The following is an 18,671-nucleotide window of genomic DNA, read 5'->3' as shown; positions in this document are numbered from 1 at the left end:
GCGGGAGCGGGCGGCAGCGCCAGGCCGCTGCGCAAGCCGTCCGCCAGCACATGGGCGTCGTGGCCCAGCTGCCGCAGCCAGCTCGCGACCACCGGCGCGCGCACGCCGTCGTCGTCGAACAGCACCAGCCGGGCGCCGCGCACGCCGACGTACTGATCGGTGGCCTGGATCAACTGGCCGCCCGGCGTATGCTGCGCGCCGGGCAGCGTGCCGCGCGCGAATTCTTCCGGGGTGCGGACGTCGCACAGGAACAGCGTGCGGGCGGTGTCGCGGGCCCAGCCCTGTACCGTCGCGGCGCCGACCGTCTCGGCGCCGTGACGTTCGGCGAGCCGTGCCGCCGCGGCGCGCATCGGTTCCACGTCACTGGCGGTCTTCTCGGGATAGTGGCGATCGTTGCCGTGCTCGAGCTGGTAGTCGGCCAGATACCAGCCCTGCGTGCCGTTCTCCAGCGCGTAGACCGGATTGGGCACGCCCAGATTGATCAGCGTCTGCGCGCCGATGATGCTGCGCGTGCGTCCCGCGCAATTGATCACGATCGGCGTGTCGTCGTCCGGCACCAGGTCGCGCAGCCGGTAGGCCAGCTCGCCGTTGGGGCAGCAGATCGCGCCGGGAATATTCATCTTGCGGTATTCGGACAGCGGCCGGCCGTCGAGCACGACCAGCTTGTCGCCGCGCGCCTGCATCGCATGCAGCTGTTCGGCGCCGATGCGCGGCGTATGCAGCTTGTGCTCGACCAGTTCGCCGAACGTCTTCGATGGCACGTTGACGCCGGCGAACAGCGCATAGCCTGCCGCGGCCCAGGCCGCGGTGCCGCCGCGCAGCACGTGCACGTCGGTGTAGCCCGCGGCGAGCAGCGCGGCGGCGGCCGGCAGGGCGACGCTCTCGTCATGGTCGTAGACCACCACGCGGACATCGCGGCGCGGCACCAGGCGGCCGATCTCGAGCTCGAGGCGGCTGTACGGCAGCGGCACCGCGAGGAACAGGTGCGATTCGCCGTACTGGCCGTGTTCGCGCACATCGAGCAGCGCGATCTCGGCGCCGTCATGCAGCCAGGACTTTAGGGTCGGGGCGTCTACGTATTGGGTCATTGCGGGGTCATTGCGGGGCATTGCAGGTTCATGGGCCAGCGGTTGCGACACTGGTGGCCGGCGGAATTCAGGCAAAACGCTCCCCTGGCCGAGGACAGCCATAGGTGGCAAGGGGAGGGGAATCGGTCGGCGGTGGCGGTCGTCGCGCGATGCGCTGGCGCGGATCGACGGGCCGCGCGGAAATCAGCGGCGCGTCTGCACGCCGACCGACATCACCTGGTAGCGGCCGGTCTCGAGGTCGAACGCGATGCGTTCTTTCAGCGTTTCCAGCGCGCGGCCATACATGTGCAGATGGCGGATGACCTGGTCGCCCTGGATCTCGACCGAGTGAATGTCGTCGGGCATCAGCGCGATGCCTTCGCCGGGGCCGACGCGCACGGTATCGCTCTGCTCGAGATGGCCGATGCCAGGCTGCGAACCGTCGTCGAGTCGGCGATAGACGTAGTTCTGCTCTTCGCCCTCGACTGCGGCGATGCAGGCCCAGGTGGTGTGGTTATGCGGCGGAATCCGCTTGCCCGGGCGCATCACGTTCAGATAGAGCGCATAGCGCTGGTCAGGGTCTTCGCTGATCAGATAGCGGGCCTGGCGCTCGCCGGCCTCGGGCGGCGCGAAATCGGCTTCGCTCCACCATTCGCGATGGGCCGCCAGGTCCTTGACCACGGCCAGCACCCGGTCCAGCGCCTCGCGCGTCAGCGCCTTGTTTTCAACAATATCCTTAATGCTTTGAATGGCGCCCTGGACGGCTGCGGTGCGGGCTTCGGCGCGGGCGGGAGCGAGGCTCATCGAAAACTCCTGAATTATGCGGATAGATGCGGATGGATACGGGTCTGGAGCCACACTGTACTGAACGCGATGGGGGCGAACAACTTAGAATATTGCGCAAACATATAAGTAAGTCTTATATATACTTGGCCGTCGTCCCCGCGAAGGCGGGACCCAGTGGCTTTGAAAGACGCTGGATTCCCGCCTTCGCGGGAATGACGCGATGGTCGTCGGCACATTGCCGACCACACCTTTCTATTCCCATGCGCCATCTCGATCTCGAACTGCTGCGGACGCTGGTCGCCATCGCCGAGCACACCACCTTTGCGGCCGCCGCCGACGCGACCCACAAGACCCAGTCCGCGGTAACCCAGCAGATGCAGCGGCTGGAGGAGCAGGTCGGGCTGCCGCTGTTCGACAAGCAGGGCCGCAGCAAGCGGCTGTCGCCGCATGGCCAGAAGCTGCTCGAATACGCGAAGCACATGCTGGCGATCCATGACGAGGCGCTGCGCGCGCTGCGCGAAGGCAATCTGGAAGGGGCGCTGCGCATCGGCGCGCCGCACGATATCGCCGACACAATGCTGCCGCCGCTGCTCGCGCATATCGCGCGCAGCTCGCCGAAGCTGCAGCTGGAAATCCACGTCGGGCGAAGCCCCTTCCTGATGGAGTCGCTGCGCCGGGGCGAGATCGACCTGACGCTGTCGACGCGCAGCGATCCGACGCTGGAGGGCGTGGTGCTGCGGACTTCGCCGACGGTGTGGATCTGCGCGGCCGACTACGTCCATGACATCTCGCGACCGGTGCCGCTGATCCTGGCCGACGAACCGAGCCTGTTCCGCCGCCTCGCGCTGGAGGCGCTGGAATTGGCGCAGGTGCCGTGGCGGCCGGGCTATCTGGCGCCGAACCTGATCGGCATCAAGGCCGCGATCCGCGCCGGACTGGGCGTGACCGCGCGCAGCATCGAGCTGCTCGGACCGGACATGCGCGTGCTGGGTGAGAACGACGGCATGCCGCGCCTGCCCGATGTCGCGTATTACCTGTGGATGCGTCCCGACGTGATCAATCCGGCCACGCGGCAGGTCTACGAGATGCTCAAGTCCACGCTGGGGCTGAACGCAACCGCGGCTGGATCCTTGCCGGCCTGATTCCTTCACGCGTTTCCTTCGCACCCATCCAGCTCACGCTTGCGCCGGGCCTTGGTGGCCCGCAGCAGCGGGCAACACAGCCGATACCGCTGGTTTCGGCCGGCCGCTTGCATGGCTGCCGGCCTTCGCATAGACTAACCAAAACGTTTTGGTTCAGCAGTTTTCTAACATTCAGCGGCGAAATACGCACAGACGGGCGCATAGACGCCCAGACGCACGGGCGCGGCCACCGATCGCGCCACCGACGCATTCACCAATAGACGCCGCTGTCATCCAAGGAGGAGACCCCCATGTCCCAACCCGCAATCGCGGCTGTCGACGAGGTATTGCCATGGCGGCGGCTGTTCGCCTTCGGCATGCAGCATGTGCTGGTGATGGCCGCCTCGCCGATCGCCTCGGTATTCCTGATGAGCAAGGCGCTCAATTTCCCGCCCGCGCTGGCGATGCAGCTGCTCAGCGCGACCTTCGTGATCTGCGGCCTCGGCACCTTGCTGCAGTCGTTCGGCCCCAAGGGCATCGGCGCGCGGCTGCCCTTCATCATGCTGCCGGGCGGGGCGCCGATCGTGCTGTTCATCCTGATCGCGCAGCAGACCGATGTGCAGACCGCCGCCGGCGCGGTGATCCTGACCGGCGTGTTCTATTTCCTCGTGCTGCCGGTGTTTCGCCGTTGCCTGCGCTATTTCCCGGCGGCGGTGGTCGGCACCATGCTGCTGCTGGTGGCGATCAACCTGGCGCAGGTATCGGGCAAGCTGATCGCCGGCCAGCCGGGCACGCCCGGCTTCGGCGCGCCGGTCAACCTGCTGCTGGCATTCGCGACGATCGCCTTCACCGTGCTGTTCTCGCGCGTGCTGACCGGCATGCTGGGGCAGCTGGCGATCCTGCTGGGGCTGCTCGGCGGGGCGCTGGTGGCGGTGGGAATCGGCGCCTTCCATGGCGAGCACCTGTCGCTGTGGCCCGTGCTGGCGCTGCCGTCGGCCTTGCCATTCGGCATGCCGAAATTCGACCTGATCGCGGCGATTCCGCTGATGGTGTTCTCGATCGTGTCGATGGTCGAGGCCACCGGCCAGACCATTGCGATCGGCGATGCGGTCGGCAAGCCGATCGACGAGCAGCGCGACGTGCCCCGCACGATTCGCGGCGACGCCTTGACCTCGCTGCTGGGCGGGCTGTTCGGGACCTCGCTGATCATCACCAGCGGCGAGAACATCGGCATCGTGCGGGCGACTGGCGTGCGCTCGCGCTTCGTCACCGCGGTCTCGGGCGGCATCCTGGTGGTGTTCGGCCTGCTGGCGCCGGTGTCGTCGCTGATCGCCGCGATTCCCGAGGCCGTGGTCGGCGGCACCGGGCTGATCGTGTTCTGCATCGTCGGCACCATGGGCATCGACATGCTGCGCAAGGTGGACCTGCGCGACCACGCGAACATGTACATCGTCGCGGTGGCGCTCGCGGTCGGGCTGCTGCCGATCCTGGTGCCGGGCATCTATGCCAGCGTGCCGGCCAACATCCGCATCCTGGTCGGCAACGGCGTGGCGATGGGCGCGATTACCGCGGCGCTGATGAACTTCCTGTTCTTCCATACCGGGCTGCGGCGCGGTGTGGGCAAGGTGCCGGTCGCGCATTGAGTTCGCGCTTGATCGTCGCGTCGGTTTTATCCGCTCTGCCGCTTGCGGGACAGAAGGGCTCACCAGTTTTTCTCTCCTCTCCCGCAAGCGGGAGGGGGAGCAATGCACCCAACCTCGCGGCATGGACAAGGTGCCGGTCGCGTATTGAGTTCGCGTTTGATCGTCGCGTCGGTTTTCTCCCCTCTCCCGCTTGCGGGAGAGCGGCGGGGGAGAGGGAAAGGGCGTTCGTCATGGCTGACGCGGCGGTTTGAACCACCGCCGGCTTCCCTCTCCCCGGCCCTCTCCCGCAAGCGGGAGAGGGAGCGATTCACCCAGGCGCATGCCGCTGCATGCATGCGCCGCAACCCGTAGAACGTATGTCGCTTTTTCCTTCCGCTTTGCCCGATCCCAATTCCAATCCCGAGCACGCCGCACTGCGTCCCGCGTCTTTCGACCGCCCGCAGATCCTGCTCCCCGAATGGACCCTGCTGCGCGACGGCATCGTGCGTGACCACGCGATCGTGGTGCAGCATGGCCGCTTCGCCGCGGTCGGCCCGGCCGCGCAGATCGCCGCGCAGTTCCCGCATCTGCCGACGCTGGCGCTGCCGCGCATGCTGCTGATGCCCGGGATGATCGACACCCATCATCATCTGACGCAATCGTTCGGCAAGTCACTGGTGTTCGGCGAGCCGTCGGAGATCTTCCGGCGCGTGTGGGTACCGCTGGAGGGCAGCCTGACCGAGACGCATCTGTACCTGTCGTCGAAGCTCGCCGCACTCGAGGCGCTGCGCGGCGGCTTCACCACGGTGTGCGATGCCGGTACCCGTGCCGATGCCGGGCTGGAGGCGATCGCGCAGGCCGTCGGCGAGGCCGGCTTGCGCTGCGTGCTGGGCCTGATCTGCAACGATCGCCCCGGCGGGCAGACTCTTGACGCCGCGCCGATCCTGCGCCGGGCCGAGCGCCATCTGGCGATGTACGACGATCACCCGCTGGTGGTGCCGTCGCTGGCGATCTCGATTCCCGAGGTGGCCAGCGATGCGATGCTGCATGACGTCTATCGGCTGTGCGAGGAAGCGGGCCGCGTCTTCCAGACGCACGCCAACGAACACCTGGTCGCCGTGGAGCGCTCGCTCAATGCGCGCCGCCAGCGGCCGATCGAACATCTGGAAGCGGTCGGCGCACTGGGCCCCGCCGCGCTGCTGGCGCACGCGACGCTGGTGACCCCGCACGAAATCCGCCTGCTGGCCGAGCGGGGCGCGGCGGTCGCCTACAACCCCGTCGCCAGCGCCTGGAAGGGCAATGCGGTGGCCCCTGCGGAAACCATGGCGACCTTCGGCGTACGCCTGGGCCTGGGCACCGACGGCACCCGCAGCGACGGCTTCCGACTGCTCGACTATGCGGAGGCCGCGCAGCGCTTTGCCTTCGGCATCGGCGTCGGCGATTCGTCCTGCGGCGCGGGCTGGCGCTGGCTCGACATGGCGACGCACGATGGCGCCGATGCGGCGGGCCTGGGCAAGGTCACCGGCGAGATCGCGGCCGGCAAGCAGGCGGACTTCCTGCTGGTCGACTGCGATGTGCCGGAGCTGACGCCGTCGTGGGACCTGAGCTGGGAACTGGTGCGGCTGGCCAATCGCGACCAGATCCGCGGCGTCTTCGTCGACGGGCGGCTGCGCCTGTGGGACGGCTGGCCGCTGGACTGGGACGCGCGTGCGCTGATGGCGGAGATCCGCCAGATGGCCGAGCAGACCATCGCCAACGCGCCGATCACCAAGCTGCACGATCCGGCGGACGTCCATCGCGCCGCCTGCGCGGCTTCGCTGCGGACCGCAAAGGGCGGGGCGCAGGCATGATGCTCGATACGACGATGCTGAGCGTCTGGCTGGCCGTGTTCGCCGGCGCGCTGATCCAGGGCACCACCGGCATGGGCTTTGCGCTGATCGTGGTGCCGGTGCTGGCGCTGGCCGCGCCCGCGATGTTGCCCGGTTCGCTGCTGATCGCGATGCTGCCGCTGAACGCCTATGTGGCCTGGCGCGAGCGGCATGCGATCGACCTGCGCGGCGCCGGCTGGATCAGCGCCGGGCGGCTCGCCGGTACCTTCGGTGGCCTGTGGGTGCTGGTGGCGGTGCCGATGGCCTGGCTCAATGCGCTGGTCGGCGGCAGCACCATCCTGGCCGCGCTGGTGTCGCTGATCGCACCGGCTTTCACGCCGGGCAGGATGACGTTCGCCTCGACCGGCCTGATCACCGGCGTGACAGAGACCGCCACCGGCGTCGGCGGGCCGCCGCTCGCGCTGGCCTACCAGCACGCGCCGGTGGCCACGCTGCGCGCCACCGTTGCGCTGTGCTTCCTGGTGGGCGAGGTCATCTCGCTGATCGTACTGGCGGTAAGCGAGCGCCTCGGCGCGCCGCAGTGGCACTACGCGCTCGGCATGCTGCCTGTGCTCGGCGCCGGCATGCTGGCCAGCCATCTGGTGCACCGGCGCATCAACCAGCGCATGCTGCGTATCGGCGTGCTGGTGTTCGCGCTGGTTTCGGGACTGGTGGTGCTGGTGCGCGGCTGACGCCGCCTAGGCCGCCGATGTCGCCGACGTCGCGGGGGGACTGGATGTCGCCGACGCAGCCGACGACTCGCGCGGCACCAGCTCGGGCAGCGGCGCCGCGACGGACGCGCGTTCGTGCCGGCCTGAGACATGTTCGAACAGCAGTTCGACGGCCTGCGACGCGACCCGTTCCAGATGCAGATTGACCGCCGTGATCGGCGGCTGATGGCTGCGCGCGCGAATGCCGTCGTAGCGGGTCACCACCATCAGGTCCTGGGGCACGCGCCTGCCGAGCGCTTGCGCATGCGCGATCGCGCCGACCGCGAACGCATCGACCGGCGCGCACAGCGCATCGATGTCCGGCTGCTCGCGCAGCAGCGCCGCGCAAGCGGCCGCGCCGCCCGCTTCGCCTTCGCTCTCCTGTGCGGTGACAATATGGCAGGGCAGGCCGGCCTCGGCGACGAAGGCGCGATAGGCGCGCTCGGTCTCGACATAGGATTGGCGCGGCGTGGCGCCGATCAGCAGGCCGATGCGGCGCCGGCCCTGCGCGTGCAGATGCTCGAGCAGCAGCCGCGCGGTGTATTCCGATTGCAGATCGACGAAGGGCACCGGATCGTCGGTGCCGGGCTCCCGGCCGATCGACACGATGCTGACGCCGCGCTGGCGCAGCAGCGCGATATGCGCGTCGTTGGCGACCGGCTCGATCACGATGGCGCCATCGATGTCCAGGCTGTCCAGCAGGCCGCCCGCACCCTCCAGCGGCGGCACCAGCACCACGCCGATGCCGCGGCCCAGCGCCGCTTCGGCGGCGATTGCCGCCACTTCCATCATGAAGCCCAGCCGCGAGGTGCCGCCCGCCACGGCGAACGGCATCGACGACACCAGCGCGATGCTGTTGGCGCGTCCCGAACGCAGCCGCTGCGCACGGACACTGGGCCGATAACCGAGCTGCTGAGCAATCTGCTTGACCCGCGCCCGCGTGGCCGGATCGACGACGCCGCGATCGTTCAGCGCATGCGATACCGTCGTCAGCGAGACGCCGGCCTCCCGGGCCACGTCGTGGATGGTGATGCGTCGGGGCGGGACGGATGCGCTCGGCCTCGGGTCTTTCATGCGGTGTGGGTAACGGAGCAGGTGATGGAGCAGGGTGATGCGCGAGCGCGGCACGACAGGCGCCGTGGCAAGCATACACCAGCGATCGCGCCGCTCCGTCATGCCACGCACATCGTCAGGCGGTCACCGCAACCACATGCGCCGATATCCGGCCCTCGATCGGTCCCTCGCCGAACTGGCTGCGCAGCGCGGCCTCGCAATAGTCGGTGGCGCGCTGCATCGCATCGCCGCCGCGCGCCTCGAGCTCGGCGCGCATCGGCGTGGCCTGGCAGAAGCCGACCGCCGGCACGCGCGCCGAATCCGCATGGCTGCGCCTGGCTACCGTGTCGAAATCGGGCGCCGTGGCGAAACCGCCGGCGCGCAGGTCGCCTTCGATCCTGTCCCGCTGGTGGTAACCATGCGGGGTGCGGGCCATGAAGTCGGGCGGGGAGTCCGGAAAGCATTCGGCCAGCGCGCGCGACACCGCGTGAGCAAACTCGTTCTCCTCGATGCGATCCCAGACGTTGAACAGCAAGGTGCCGCCGGGCTGCAGTACCCGGCGCGCCTCGGCGAAGGCCCTTGCCTTGTCCGGGAAGAACATCACGCCGAACTGGCACACCACCAGATCGAAGCTGCCGTCGTCGAACGGCAATTGCATCGCATCGGCCTGGCGCCATTCGGCCACGCGGCCGCTGAGGCCGATCGCCTCCGCACGCGCCAGCATCGGCGCATTCAGGTCGGTGACGACGAGCTGCGCTTCGTCGGGCAGCACCTTCGCCATCGCGCGCGTGACAGCCCCGGTGCCGGCGGCGATCTCGAGCACGCGGGCAGGGCGCCGAGCGCCGACACGGCCAGCGATGTCGTCGGCATAGGGCTGAAAGATCATCGGCACCAGGTATTGCTCGTACAGCTCGGGAATCGGGCCCGTGAACAGCTTGTCGGTGTTCGGTGTGGTCATGGTGAGTCTCCTGGCAGGCTGCGGAGCAGGGCGCTCGCCGCTTGTTTGGCCTGCCAGTTCATCGTAGACGGCGGTGGCCCGCACGGCGACGCGAGTTCGCTGCGGCCCGACGCGTTGCGGACGCTAACCGTTCGGCTGCCCAACGCCGGCGCGAAGGAACCGCGTACTTGTGCTTTTGCGTTTGCCTTGTACGTAATTGGGCGGCATGCAGGACGGACCACTTCGCCGGTATCACTGAGACACCTACGATCCGCGCATCGCCGTTCCGTGTAGTCGGTCGGCGATCGGCGCCCCGCGCCTCCCACCATTTCCGAATCACCAGATGACAGGAGTCCGATCATGCAAACAAACCGTACCCCGTTGCTTCCGACCCATCTCGCAATCGACATGGCGGCGCTCGATGTCAATCGCACCTGGGAGGATGGTTACGGGCTGCTGCAAGAATCCCGCATTCGGGTCGACGCCGATGCCCGCCAGCAAGGCCTCTGTAGCCGCTTCTGGTCCGATTACCCGAAGGTGGCAGCCGGGGCGGTTGCCGGTGTCGCGTTCAGCCTGGTAGCAGGGGCGAGCGGTGCCACCTTCGCCGCCACCCATGACTGGGCCGCCGCCGCCGCGGTGTTCGGGCTGGGCAATGTGCTGATGGGCTGCGTCGCGGGATGCCTGCTGAACCTGGCGGAGCGGCCAATCCGATGATCCACCGGCCGCCACGACGAAGCCGCACTGGTCATCAAGCGGCCGTCGGGTGATATCCGGGCTCGGCCACGGCAAAGGCCGTGCCGCGATGCGCCAGCGGCGGATAGATCCACTGCTGGTTGATCTGCCGCTTCAGCGCCTTCGCTGCCGCACCGGCCAGCCGGACCTCGCGCTGCCAGCCCTCGGTCAGCACCGCGCCCCACGGGCCGAGGTCCAGGCACGTGACATAGCGCGGCTGCGCATACGGCGTCGCCGGCACGCCGAGCAGATCGGCCATCGCGTTGTTGCCGGCGACGCGCCCCAGCGGCATCGCATGCTGGCAGGACATCAGCGTGCGGTGGCCCGCCTCGTCGGTCTGCGCGCTGGCCGCATCGCCGGCCGCGAACACGCTTGGCGCGCCAGGCACCCGCAGATCGCCGTCGACCAGCAGCCGTCCGGCGCGATCGCGTTCGCCCGGGATCTGCTGCGTCAAGGGCGTTGCGCGGACACCGCCGGTCCAGATGACGGTGGCGGCATCGATGCGCTTGCCATCGCTGAGCGTGATGCCCTGCGCATCGACCGCCGTCACCGCGACGCCCAGGCGCCGTTGCACACCGAGTGAGTCCAGTGCCTGTTCGATGACAGGCCGCGGCCCCGGCCCCAGATCGGGGCCGATCGCGTCCGCCTGCTCGACCACGATCGCCTGCACGTCGCGGTCTTCGCCGAGCGCGACGCGCAGGCGCGCCGGCATTTCGGCGGCGGTCTCGATGCCGGTGAAACCGCCGCCGGCCACCACGACCGTATTGCGCGCGACCGACCACGGCCGCTCGGCCAGCGCATGCAGATGCCGATCGAGCGCGATCGCGTCTTCGCGCTGATCGACGCTGAACGCGAAGCGGTCCAGGCCCGGCAGCGCCGGCATCGCCAAACGGCTGCCCGCGGCAAGCACCATCCGGTCGTAGCCGATCTCGCTGTGCCGGCCCTCGCCGTCGCGCAGCACGATGCGGCCGGCCGCGGCGTCGACGGCTTCGACCCAGCCCGCGACGAAGCGTACGCCGACGGTGTCGAACAGCGCATCGAGCGGCGCCGCCATGGTGGCCGGCGCGCGTTCATAGAGACGCGGCCGCAGCGTGATGGCTGCTTCGGGTGCCACCACGACGATCTCGATCGCGTCCGGCGCCACGCCGTGGCGATCGCGCAGTCTGGCGGCGGCCAGCGCCGCATACATGCCGGCAAAACCGGCCCCGACGATAACGACTTGCTTGCTCATGACACCCCACGATTGAAAACGGCGGAGATCCGCCTGGATCGATACGTGGGGATGGTAGGGGTGGCGGGGTGGGCCGGAACAGTACCAAGATCCGAGCAAATGCAGGCACCATCGAATGCAGGCTCCATCGCGGCTCGGCACACGATAGCGCCCCGGCAAGGGTCAGCGCATCTGCGCCAGCAATGCCATCAACGTGTCGCAAGCCGGTCCCAGCCGCGCGTCGTTCAGATTGGTGACGCCGAGCAGCAAGCCACGCTGCCGCGGGTCCTGCTGCGGATCGGCATACCAGCGCGATACCGCGGAGGGTGCGATGCCGCGGCGCACCGCTTCGGCCGCGATCGCGCGATCGTCGCTGCCGCGTGGCAGCCGAAGGTGAACCGCCAGCCCGGCCATCGCATCGACGTCCGCCTGCGGCCCCAGGCGCGCGCGCAGCGCGTCGCGCCGCTGCGCATACAGTGCCTTCATATGCCGCAGATGGCGCAGATAGTGGCCCTGGGCCATGAACTCGGCAAACGCGAGTTGTGTCGCCAGGTTCGGCGCGGGAGCCAGGCAGCCGGCCACCTCGGCGAAGCGTTCGGCCAGCGGCAGTGGCGCCACCACGAAGCCCAGTCCCAACGCAGGGCTCATCGTCTTGCTGAACGTGCCGATATGGATCACACGGCCGTGCCGATCGGCGGCCGCCAACGCCGGTGCGGCGCGGCCCTGTAGCTGCAGTTCGCTCAGATAGTCGTCCTCGACGATCCACGCCCGCGTGCGGGCGGCCCAGCGCAGCAGCGCCTGACGCCGTGCCGGCGACATCGCCACGCCCATCGGCGCCTGCTGCCCGGGCGTGACCACGGCGAGCACCGCCTCCGGGGCCAGCGCAAGGCCGCGTTCGACGTCGAGTCCGTGCGCGTCCACCGGTATCGGCACCGGGCGCAGCCCCGCCAGTTGCAGGCCGGTCCGCGTGACCATATAGCCCGGCTCTTCCATCCATGCGGCGCGGCCGGCCAGTTGCAGTACCGCCAGCGTCAGGCCCAGTCCGCCGCGATAGCCGGCCGTCAGCACGATCTGATCCGGCGCGCAATGGATGCCGCGCGCGATCGCCAGATAGCCGGCCAGTTGCGCCCGCAGCATCGCCGCGCCACGCGGATCGGGATAAGTAACCGGGGACATCGCGCCGGTGCGCAGCGCCCGTGCCCGCAGCCGGGACCACAGTTTGGCGGGAAACGCGTCCTGCGCCGGCACGCCCATTTCGAACGGCAGCGGCGGCGCGGAGAAGTCGTGGAGAACGCCGCTCAGCGGTGCGTTGAACGCCGGAATCGGCTCGGCGGCGGGTTCGGGTCGCTCCGGCTGTGCGGCCACGCGGGTACCGGCTGCTCCCGCCGTGACGATCAACCGCTCGTCGAGCAGCCGATCATAGGCGCTACGCACGGTGCCGCGGCCCACACCAAGCCGGGCTGCGAGGTCGCGCCACGATGGCAGCCGCGCACCGGGCGCCAGCCGCCCCTCGTGGATTGCTACACGCAGATTGCTGGCGATCTGCGCGCTCAGGGGTTCCGATGACGATCGGTCGAGGCTGACGTCGAGGCTGGGATCCATGCGGGGAAAACGATCGGCGGTGCAGGGGCCGCTGTGCGAAATCAGGCGGCGGGATGCGGTGGCCTGGGACAGGCATTCCACGCCGCGGCCATTGTAGTGCGACATGGAGCGCGGCCGTATTTTGGCCTAGAGTGGCGACATTGGCCGCGGCCAGCGCAGCGTTCGCGCGGCGCCGCCTGCCGCCGCTTGCCGTTCGCCGTTCGGAGGACATCGCCATGGATCGCCCGTTATTGCGCCGGCCCTCGCGCCTGTTGCTGCCTTCGCGTCCATTGCCGCCGCGGCAGCGGCCCAATCCGCGCCGGCGACGGCTGCTGGCCATCGCCGGTGGCGCGATGCTGGTGCCTGCCGCATGGCCCGGACTGGCGTCGGCCCAATCGCCATCGCCATCGCCATCGCCATCGCCATCGCCATCGCCATCGCCATCGCCATCGCCATCGCCACAGCAGTCGGTGCCCAGGCCCTCGGGCAGCAAGCCGATGCAGATCGGCGTGATCGGCAGTGGCCGCATCGGCGGCACGGTCGGGGCGCTGTGGGTCAAGGCCGGCTATCCGGTCCTGTTCTCGTCGCGGCATCCGGAACAGCTGAAGCCGCTGGTCGACGGGCTTGGACCGCTTGCCCGGGCCGGCACCGTGGCCGAGGCGGTCGCTTTCGGCGACGTGCTGTTCATCGCCGTGCCCTACGGTGCGCTGCCTGAGATCGGGAAAGAGCATGGCCGCGGAATGGCCGGCAAGGTGGTGCTCGACGCCACCAACGCCTATCGCCATCGCGATGGCGCCGCCGGCGAGGACGCCCTGGCCAACGGGATCGGCCTCACTACGGCGAAGTACCTGTCCGGCGCGCGCATCGTGCGCGCCTTCAATTTCACCAGCGCCAGCGATTTCGCGACCCGGCACCACCAGGAACCACGGATCGCGATCCCGATCGCCGGCGACGATCGGGCCGCGCTCGACACCGCTTCGGAACTGGTGCGCGCCGCCGGCTTCGAGCCGGTGGTCATCGGTCCGCTGAAGATTGCCGACAGCTTCGCGCCCGGCGGACCGCTGTTCCGCCAGGTCGGCGGCGCCGAGGAGCTGCGGCAGAAGGCGAGGGCGGCAGTGCCGGCGCAGCCGCCAGGGCGCTAGCGGCCGGCGATCAAAGCGGATGCAGGGGTGCCAGCGAACACGCCGGCGGACTCATCAGATTGCGCACGGTAACCTTGGCCAGCAGGTTGGTCCGCGCCGCATCGCTCAATTGACCGCTGTGGATCAGCGCCATTGCCTTGTCCTGGACACCGGCGGGCGGCTGCGGCCACGCCAGCCATTCGGCCAGCCATGCAGCCTGCAGATCCGCCGGCATGGCGGGCAGCCCGGATTCGATGGCGGAGATCGACGAAGGGGAAGCGCCCGGACGCAGCGCGAGGCGCGCGGCTTGCTCCTGCAGCTGCGAGCACGCGGCCATCGTGCCGGTCAGCGCCGCGGCCGCCTGCGGACTCCCTGCATCGGCGAGGAGCCTGGCCAGATACGCCCTCGGCGTTTCCCACGGCGCGGCGCCGCGCCCCTGATTGGCCAGCCCGGCGGACTGCTCGACATCGCGCACCAGGCAATTGCTCAGGCGGGCACCGCGGTTCTGTAGCAGCGCGCCGAGCAGTTCGCGGAGATGAGCGCCAGGATGCGGCTGCCCACTGTGCTCGAGCGCCTCGAATACCGTGCTCAGTACAGGACTGTCATCGCGCGATTCGAGCGCGACCCGCGCGTCGTCGGCACCAAGGGCCAGTAGGGGCGGTAGGGGCAGTTCGCCTGCTGCGGCGAGATCGACGTCGGACTGAAGCGGTAATGGCTCGGAAATGGATTGCTGGGGCGCGGCAGCGCCCGTGGAGGTGGTGTACATGATGGAAGAAGGGGGTAGGCGTTGGGCGGAAGACCGTGGCGTGCCGGCTGGCTTGCTGATCCGCCGCCACCGCGGTCAAGTTGATGTTCGCGACGCGAACCGCGCGATTGTCGCGAGCGCTGCCGCAGCGCGCTTCCGATTTGCGCCGAGGAACGAAGAAACGGCGCCTCCATCGCACACCGCCATGCCTCCGGCGGCCCGCTGGGCCACGGTAGAATGCCCGCGAGCCGGACAGTGCCTTCCCCAGGCCAACATTCTGGTGATACCGACCAGGGAGGATGACATGAGCGCCCAAGTTCCCCAACACGCCGAAGGGCACCGCATCGACGCCTGCGTTTACCTGCTGCACATGCTGCTGCAGCGCGCGGAACAGCAGCAGCCCGGCTTGCTCGACTCGCTGATACGCGGGGTCGCGGCCGACCGGGACGGCGTACGAGCGCAAGGGCCCGCAGATCCGGCAGATACCGGTGTCTTCGACGAAGCGCTGCGCGTGCTGGAGCTGGCCAACGAACAGCTCAAATCGCAGCCACAGCCGTAGCCCGCCTGCACGTCCGACGCCCGCTCCCCGCGCTCAGTCCACCGCAGCGCCCGACCGCTCGACGATCTGCTTCCATTGCGCGAATTCCTTCTGCTGCCGCGCCGCGAGCTGCTCGGGGCCGTCGCGCAGCACGGTCACGCCCAACTGCTGAAAGCGCTGCTGCAGCGCCGGCGATGCGAGCGCGGTCTTGATCGCGTCATGCAGCCGGTCGACCACGGGCTGCGGCGTTCCGCGCGGCGCGTAGAAGGCAACCCACAGGTCGCCGCTGAACCCGGGAATCTGTTCGGCGATTGCCGGCACGTCGGGCAGCAGCGGGGCGCGCGTCGCGCTGCTGACGCCGATGGCGCGCAGCTTGCCGGCCTTTACCGCTTCCACCGCGGACGGCAGGCTCGCAAACAGCATCGGCACCTGGTTGCCCAGCACATCCGTCATCGCCGGGGCGACACCCTTGTACGGGATGTGCTGCATCTTGAGGCCGCCTTTCTCGTTCATCATCTCGCCCAGCAGATGATTCAGCGTGCCGCTGCCGGCGGAGGCATAGCGGTACTTGTCGGGATTCGCCTTCACTTCGGCCAGGAAGCCCTTCAGGTCCTTGGCGGGAAACGACGGATGCACGCACAGCACGTTGGGCACGATCCCGACCGCCGCGATCGGCACGAAGTCCTTGATCGGATCGAAGCCGGGCTTCTTGTAGACCCACGGCACGATCAACTGATTGCTGTTGGCGGTGAACAGCAGGTTGTAGCCGTCCGCCGCTTCCCGCCTGGCGGCTTGCGTACCCACCACGCCACCGGCGCCGGCCTTGTTGTTGACCACGACGGGCTGACCCAGCGTGCCGCCGAGCTGCTCCGCCATGATGCGGGCGACGATATCGACCGTGCCGCCCGGTGCGGTCGGCACGGTGATGGCGATGGGGCGCTCCGGGTAGGCGGCCCGTGCGACAGGCGCCGCAGCGGTCAGCGCCGCAGCTGCCAGCAGCGCGGCACGGCCGGCGAATTTGCGGATGGCGAGGTTCATGGTCGATGTCTCCGTCAAGGTTGGAAAGAGTAAGCGGTCCGGCTCGCAGGCAACACGCCGCGGCGCCGGTCGATTGCCGCATGCAGGCGGCCGGCCCAGGCCAGCAGTTGCCGGTCGGCGCCAGGCCGAGCCACCAGCAGCACGCCGATCGGCAGTCCGGCGGCGTCGACCGTTACGGGCAAATGCAGGCAGGGCCAGCCCAGCACCGACCAAGCCTTGTTGAAGCCGGAATTGCCGGTATGCGACAGGCCGGCCGGCGCCGGACCCAGTGCGCTGCTGGTCAGTACCAGGTCGATGTCGCCGAAGCTGTGTTCCCAGCTGTTGCGCGCGGACTCCTGCAGGCGCCGCGCCTGCGCATGATCGGCATCGGACAACGACAGGCCACGGCGGATCGTGTCGTGCAGCGCCGGGCTCAGCAGCGCATCGGCGGCGGTCGCGATGGCCGCCAGGCTGCGCGCCATTTCATAGGCCACCAGCACGCCATGCGCCTCCAGCAGCCGCGCCGAGGACGCCGGCGGTGCAACGGTGGCCATTGCATGGCCTCGTTCCAGCAGGTCGCGACGCGCGTGGTCGAGGACGCTGGCGGCTGCCGGCTCGAGCCGATATCCGGGCGGCTCGGGCAGGAATCCGATGCGCAATGCGGCGCGGCGATCGACATCGGCGCCTGGCAGCAGCACGGCGCCAACGCGCGCCGCGGTGTCCACCGTGTCGGCATGCCAGCCGATCACGTCCAACGAGGGGCACATCACGCGCATGCCGCGGCGCGACAGCACGGAATAAGTCGGTTTGAAACCCACCACGCCGCAGAACGCCGCCGGCCGGATCATCGAGCCTCCGGTCTGCGTACCGAGCGCGAAAGGGACCATGCCGGCCGCGACTGCCGCCGCCGATCCGCTCGACGAGCCGCCCGGGGTGTGGTCCGCATTGGCGGGATTGCGCGTGGGCCCAGGTGTCACATGGGCGAACTCCGCCGTCACGGTCTTGCCGATCGGCACGGCGCCTGCCGCGCGCAACCGCGCCACGCAATCGGCGTCGGCCGGCGCAGGGTCGTCCGGACTGGCGGGCGAGCCGCACCGCGTCGGCATGCCGGCAACGTCGAGCACGTCCTTGACGCCGAAAGGCATCCCTTGCAGCGGGCCGGACAGCGAACCGGCGCCGCGAAGCGCGGCCTCGCCGGCAAGCCGAACCCACGCATGCAGGGCTCGATCCTGATCGGCCACGCGGCGCACCCAGTTCGTCAGATCGTCGGCCCTGACCAGGGTGGGGAAGGAAGAAACGGAGGGGACGGGATAGCGATTCACGATGGGGCACCAAAAGATGCCCCCATGCTAGTTACACTACTGTGTACCGTCCAATTCAAAATCAATGCGACATTATGACCAGTACCGACATAATGTTTCTCGACGACCGATTGCTGGCGTGCTTTTGCGCGGCGGCCGAGGAGTTGCACTTCGGCCGTGCCGCCGCGCGCCTGTTCATGAGCCAGCCGCCGTTCAGCCAGCAGATCAAGCGGCTCGAGGCCATGGTCGGCGCGCCGCTGTTCGTCCGTACCACGCGATCGGTGCGGCTGACGCCGGCCGGCGAGGTCATGTACCAGCACGCCCGCACCATCGCGGGACAGACACGCGTGATGCTGCGCGCGGTGCGGCAGGCCGCCGAAGGCGAGGGCGGCTCGCTGGTGGTGGGCATCGCGCCGACCGCCGCGTACTCGCCCGTGGCGGACGCGTTGTACCGCTACCGCGTCGCGCATCCGGAAGTCACGCTCGACCTGCGCGAGATGAATTCGGTGACGATGGAGGCGATGCTGCGCGCGCGGACGATCGATGTCGCGGTGATGCGGCCGATGTCGATGGATCCGGAGTTCGACCGCTTCGAGGTCTTTCGCGAACCGATGATGCTGGCGCTGCGGCGGGACCATCGTTGGGCCGGCCGCCGCCGCGTCAGCGTCGACCAGGCGGCGACGTTGCCGTTGATCGGCTATTCGCAACAGGCGTCGCCATACTTCCGCGGCATGCTGCAGGCCATGTTCGCCGACGCGGGCAAGTCGCCGCGCTTCGTGCAGGACAGCGTGATACCGACGGTGCTGACGCTGGTCGAGATTGGCGTCGGGGCCGCCATCGTGCCGCGCTCGCTGGCGCGCCTGCGCAGCGAGTCGCTCGCCTTCGTGCCCCTGCAGGACCCGTCTCGTGCGATGGCCACCATCGTGGTCGCGAGCCTGCACGGGCACGCCAATTTGGCTGTCGATCATTTCCGCGCCGCGCTGCGCCAGGCGGACCGCAAACCGGCTCCTGGATGAGCGCGGGACGAGGGCTGGGGCACGCTCGCCCGCACAGCGGCCGGAACGGGGCCCCGGCAGTGTAAACTGCGGGGTTTTTCACTCAGGCGCTATGTTGCAAGTGCCCCCGAGCGCAGGCCCCGGCGGACAGACGCTGATCCGGCTGCTTGCGCACCTGACCGAAGCCCAGGCCCCCGAACCGGCGCCGTCGCTGTCCGGCCAGCTGAGCCAATGGCTGGGCTGGACCGATGCGATTGCCTTCTCGTC

The 18,671-nt window shown here is 69.1% G+C and carries 18 protein-coding genes; 9 read left to right on the top strand and 9 right to left on the bottom strand.

Annotated elements, in window-relative coordinates; all coding sequences use genetic code 11:
• Together B551_RS22365 and B551_RS22360 are read right to left on the bottom strand one after the other, a co-directional pair.
• The coding region (locus B551_RS22365; protein WP_023265051.1) for a rhodanese-like domain-containing protein at positions 1–1,088 on the bottom strand (1,088 nt) is incomplete at its 3' end.
• Positions 1,089–1,271: 183 nt separating this feature from the next.
• On the bottom strand, positions 1,272–1,871 hold the full coding sequence (locus B551_RS22360) for a cysteine dioxygenase family protein (RefSeq protein WP_006579455.1): 600 nt from the start codon (positions 1,869–1,871) through the stop codon (positions 1,272–1,274).
• 242 nt (positions 1,872–2,113) lie between these two features.
• Between B551_RS22360 and B551_RS22355 the strand changes: the two genes are divergently transcribed.
• From B551_RS22355 to B551_RS22340, 4 genes are all read left to right on the top strand, one after another.
• On the top strand, positions 2,114–2,995 hold the full coding sequence (locus tag B551_RS22355) for a LysR substrate-binding domain-containing protein (RefSeq protein WP_006579456.1): 882 nt from the start codon (positions 2,114–2,116) through the stop codon (positions 2,993–2,995).
• A gap of 290 nt (positions 2,996–3,285) precedes the next feature.
• Positions 3,286–4,617, top strand: a complete 1,332-nt coding sequence (locus B551_RS22350; protein WP_006579457.1) for a uracil-xanthine permease family protein — start codon at positions 3,286–3,288, stop codon at positions 4,615–4,617.
• Positions 4,618–4,973: 356 nt separating this feature from the next.
• The gene (locus tag B551_RS22345) at positions 4,974–6,446 is read left to right on the top strand and encodes an amidohydrolase family protein (RefSeq protein ID WP_006578528.1); all 1,473 of its coding nucleotides are present in this window, start codon (positions 4,974–4,976) and stop codon (positions 6,444–6,446) included.
• Positions 6,446–7,156 (top strand): TSUP family transporter, encoded by a 711-nt coding sequence (locus B551_RS22340; RefSeq protein WP_006578529.1) that lies wholly within the window; start codon positions 6,446–6,448, stop codon positions 7,154–7,156. Before B551_RS22345 ends, B551_RS22340 begins: the two co-directional genes overlap by 1 nt.
• Positions 7,157–7,162: 6 nt before the next feature.
• On the opposite strand, the gene B551_RS22335 is transcribed toward B551_RS22340, so the two are convergent.
• Positions 7,163–8,191 (bottom strand): substrate-binding domain-containing protein, encoded by a 1,029-nt coding sequence (locus B551_RS22335; protein WP_253281402.1) that lies wholly within the window; start codon positions 8,189–8,191, stop codon positions 7,163–7,165.
• A gap of 172 nt (positions 8,192–8,363) precedes the next feature.
• Entirely contained in the window at positions 8,364–9,185 is an 822-nt protein-coding gene (locus B551_RS22330) for a methyltransferase domain-containing protein (protein ID WP_006577676.1), read from the bottom strand.
• A gap of 339 nt (positions 9,186–9,524) precedes the next feature.
• On the opposite strand from B551_RS22330, the gene B551_RS22325 reads away from it, so the two are divergent.
• The gene (locus B551_RS22325; RefSeq protein ID WP_023265047.1) at positions 9,525–9,878 is read left to right on the top strand and encodes a hypothetical protein; all 354 of its coding nucleotides are present in this window, start codon (positions 9,525–9,527) and stop codon (positions 9,876–9,878) included.
• Between the two features lie 34 nt (positions 9,879–9,912).
• On the opposite strand, the gene B551_RS22320 is transcribed toward B551_RS22325, so the two are convergent.
• Positions 9,913–11,127, bottom strand: coding sequence for an NAD(P)/FAD-dependent oxidoreductase (locus B551_RS22320; RefSeq protein ID WP_006577677.1), 1,215 nt, complete (start codon positions 11,125–11,127; stop codon positions 9,913–9,915).
• 162 nt (positions 11,128–11,289) lie between these two features.
• Positions 11,290–12,813 (bottom strand): PLP-dependent aminotransferase family protein, encoded by a 1,524-nt coding sequence (locus B551_RS22315; RefSeq protein WP_023265046.1) that lies wholly within the window; start codon positions 12,811–12,813, stop codon positions 11,290–11,292.
• A gap of 110 nt (positions 12,814–12,923) precedes the next feature.
• Between B551_RS22315 and B551_RS22310 the strand changes: the two genes are divergently transcribed.
• Positions 12,924–13,829 (top strand): NADPH-dependent F420 reductase, encoded by a 906-nt coding sequence (locus tag B551_RS22310; protein WP_371259337.1) that lies wholly within the window; start codon positions 12,924–12,926, stop codon positions 13,827–13,829.
• A 10-nt stretch (positions 13,830–13,839) separates the two neighbouring features.
• Here B551_RS22310 and B551_RS26305 read toward each other — a convergent pair whose 3' ends face one another.
• Positions 13,840–14,574 (bottom strand): hypothetical protein, encoded by a 735-nt coding sequence (locus tag B551_RS26305; RefSeq protein WP_157072081.1) that lies wholly within the window; start codon positions 14,572–14,574, stop codon positions 13,840–13,842.
• 283 nt (positions 14,575–14,857) lie between these two features.
• Between B551_RS26305 and B551_RS22300 the strand changes: the two genes are divergently transcribed.
• The gene (locus B551_RS22300) at positions 14,858–15,112 is read left to right on the top strand and encodes a hypothetical protein (protein ID WP_006577351.1); all 255 of its coding nucleotides are present in this window, start codon (positions 14,858–14,860) and stop codon (positions 15,110–15,112) included.
• 33 nt (positions 15,113–15,145) lie between these two features.
• On the opposite strand, the gene B551_RS22295 is transcribed toward B551_RS22300, so the two are convergent.
• Positions 15,146–16,129, bottom strand: coding sequence for a tripartite tricarboxylate transporter substrate binding protein (locus tag B551_RS22295; protein ID WP_023265043.1), 984 nt, complete (start codon positions 16,127–16,129; stop codon positions 15,146–15,148).
• Between the two features lie 14 nt (positions 16,130–16,143).
• Positions 16,144–17,430, bottom strand: a complete 1,287-nt coding sequence (locus B551_RS22290; RefSeq protein WP_172682489.1) for an amidase — start codon at positions 17,428–17,430, stop codon at positions 16,144–16,146.
• Positions 17,431–17,504: 74 nt separating this feature from the next.
• On the opposite strand from B551_RS22290, the gene B551_RS22285 reads away from it, so the two are divergent.
• Both B551_RS22285 and B551_RS25825 read left to right on the top strand, forming a co-directional pair.
• Positions 17,505–18,425, top strand: a complete 921-nt coding sequence (locus B551_RS22285; protein ID WP_157072080.1) for a LysR family transcriptional regulator — start codon at positions 17,505–17,507, stop codon at positions 18,423–18,425.
• Positions 18,426–18,516: 91 nt separating this feature from the next.
• Positions 18,517–18,671, top strand: a 155-nt coding sequence (locus B551_RS25825) for a DUF3348 family protein (RefSeq protein WP_157072079.1), incomplete at its 3' end; no start/stop codon positions are given.

Origin of the sequence: Cupriavidus sp. HPC(L) (genome assembly GCF_000307735.3) — a bacterium.
Lineage (GTDB): Bacteria > Pseudomonadota > Gammaproteobacteria > Burkholderiales > Burkholderiaceae > Cupriavidus.
Note: the sequence above shows the minus strand (reverse complement) of the source record. Positions and strands in the feature narration are given on the sequence as shown.

Coding starts and splice junctions, on each gene's coding strand:
- B551_RS22360 (WP_006579455.1), bottom strand. CDS start 1,871: ATGAGCCTCGCTCCCGCCCGCGCCGAAGCCCGCACCGCAGCCGTCCAG.
- B551_RS22355 (WP_006579456.1), top strand. CDS start 2,114: ATGCGCCATCTCGATCTCGAACTGCTGCGGACGCTGGTCGCCATCGCC.
- B551_RS22350 (WP_006579457.1), top strand. CDS start 3,286: ATGTCCCAACCCGCAATCGCGGCTGTCGACGAGGTATTGCCATGGCGG.
- B551_RS22345 (WP_006578528.1), top strand. CDS start 4,974: ATGTCGCTTTTTCCTTCCGCTTTGCCCGATCCCAATTCCAATCCCGAG.
- B551_RS22340 (WP_006578529.1), top strand. CDS start 6,446: ATGCTCGATACGACGATGCTGAGCGTCTGGCTGGCCGTGTTCGCCGGC.
- B551_RS22330 (WP_006577676.1), bottom strand. CDS start 9,185: ATGACCACACCGAACACCGACAAGCTGTTCACGGGCCCGATTCCCGAG.
- B551_RS22325 (WP_023265047.1), top strand. CDS start 9,525: ATGCAAACAAACCGTACCCCGTTGCTTCCGACCCATCTCGCAATCGAC.
- B551_RS22320 (WP_006577677.1), bottom strand. CDS start 11,127: ATGAGCAAGCAAGTCGTTATCGTCGGGGCCGGTTTTGCCGGCATGTAT.
- B551_RS22315 (WP_023265046.1), bottom strand. CDS start 12,813: ATGTCGCACTACAATGGCCGCGGCGTGGAATGCCTGTCCCAGGCCACC.
- B551_RS22310 (WP_371259337.1), top strand. CDS start 12,924: ATGGATCGCCCGTTATTGCGCCGGCCCTCGCGCCTGTTGCTGCCTTCG.
- B551_RS26305 (WP_157072081.1), bottom strand. CDS start 14,574: ATGTACACCACCTCCACGGGCGCTGCCGCGCCCCAGCAATCCATTTCC.
- B551_RS22300 (WP_006577351.1), top strand. CDS start 14,858: ATGAGCGCCCAAGTTCCCCAACACGCCGAAGGGCACCGCATCGACGCC.
- B551_RS22295 (WP_023265043.1), bottom strand. CDS start 16,129: ATGAACCTCGCCATCCGCAAATTCGCCGGCCGTGCCGCGCTGCTGGCA.
- B551_RS22285 (WP_157072080.1), top strand. CDS start 17,505: ATGACCAGTACCGACATAATGTTTCTCGACGACCGATTGCTGGCGTGC.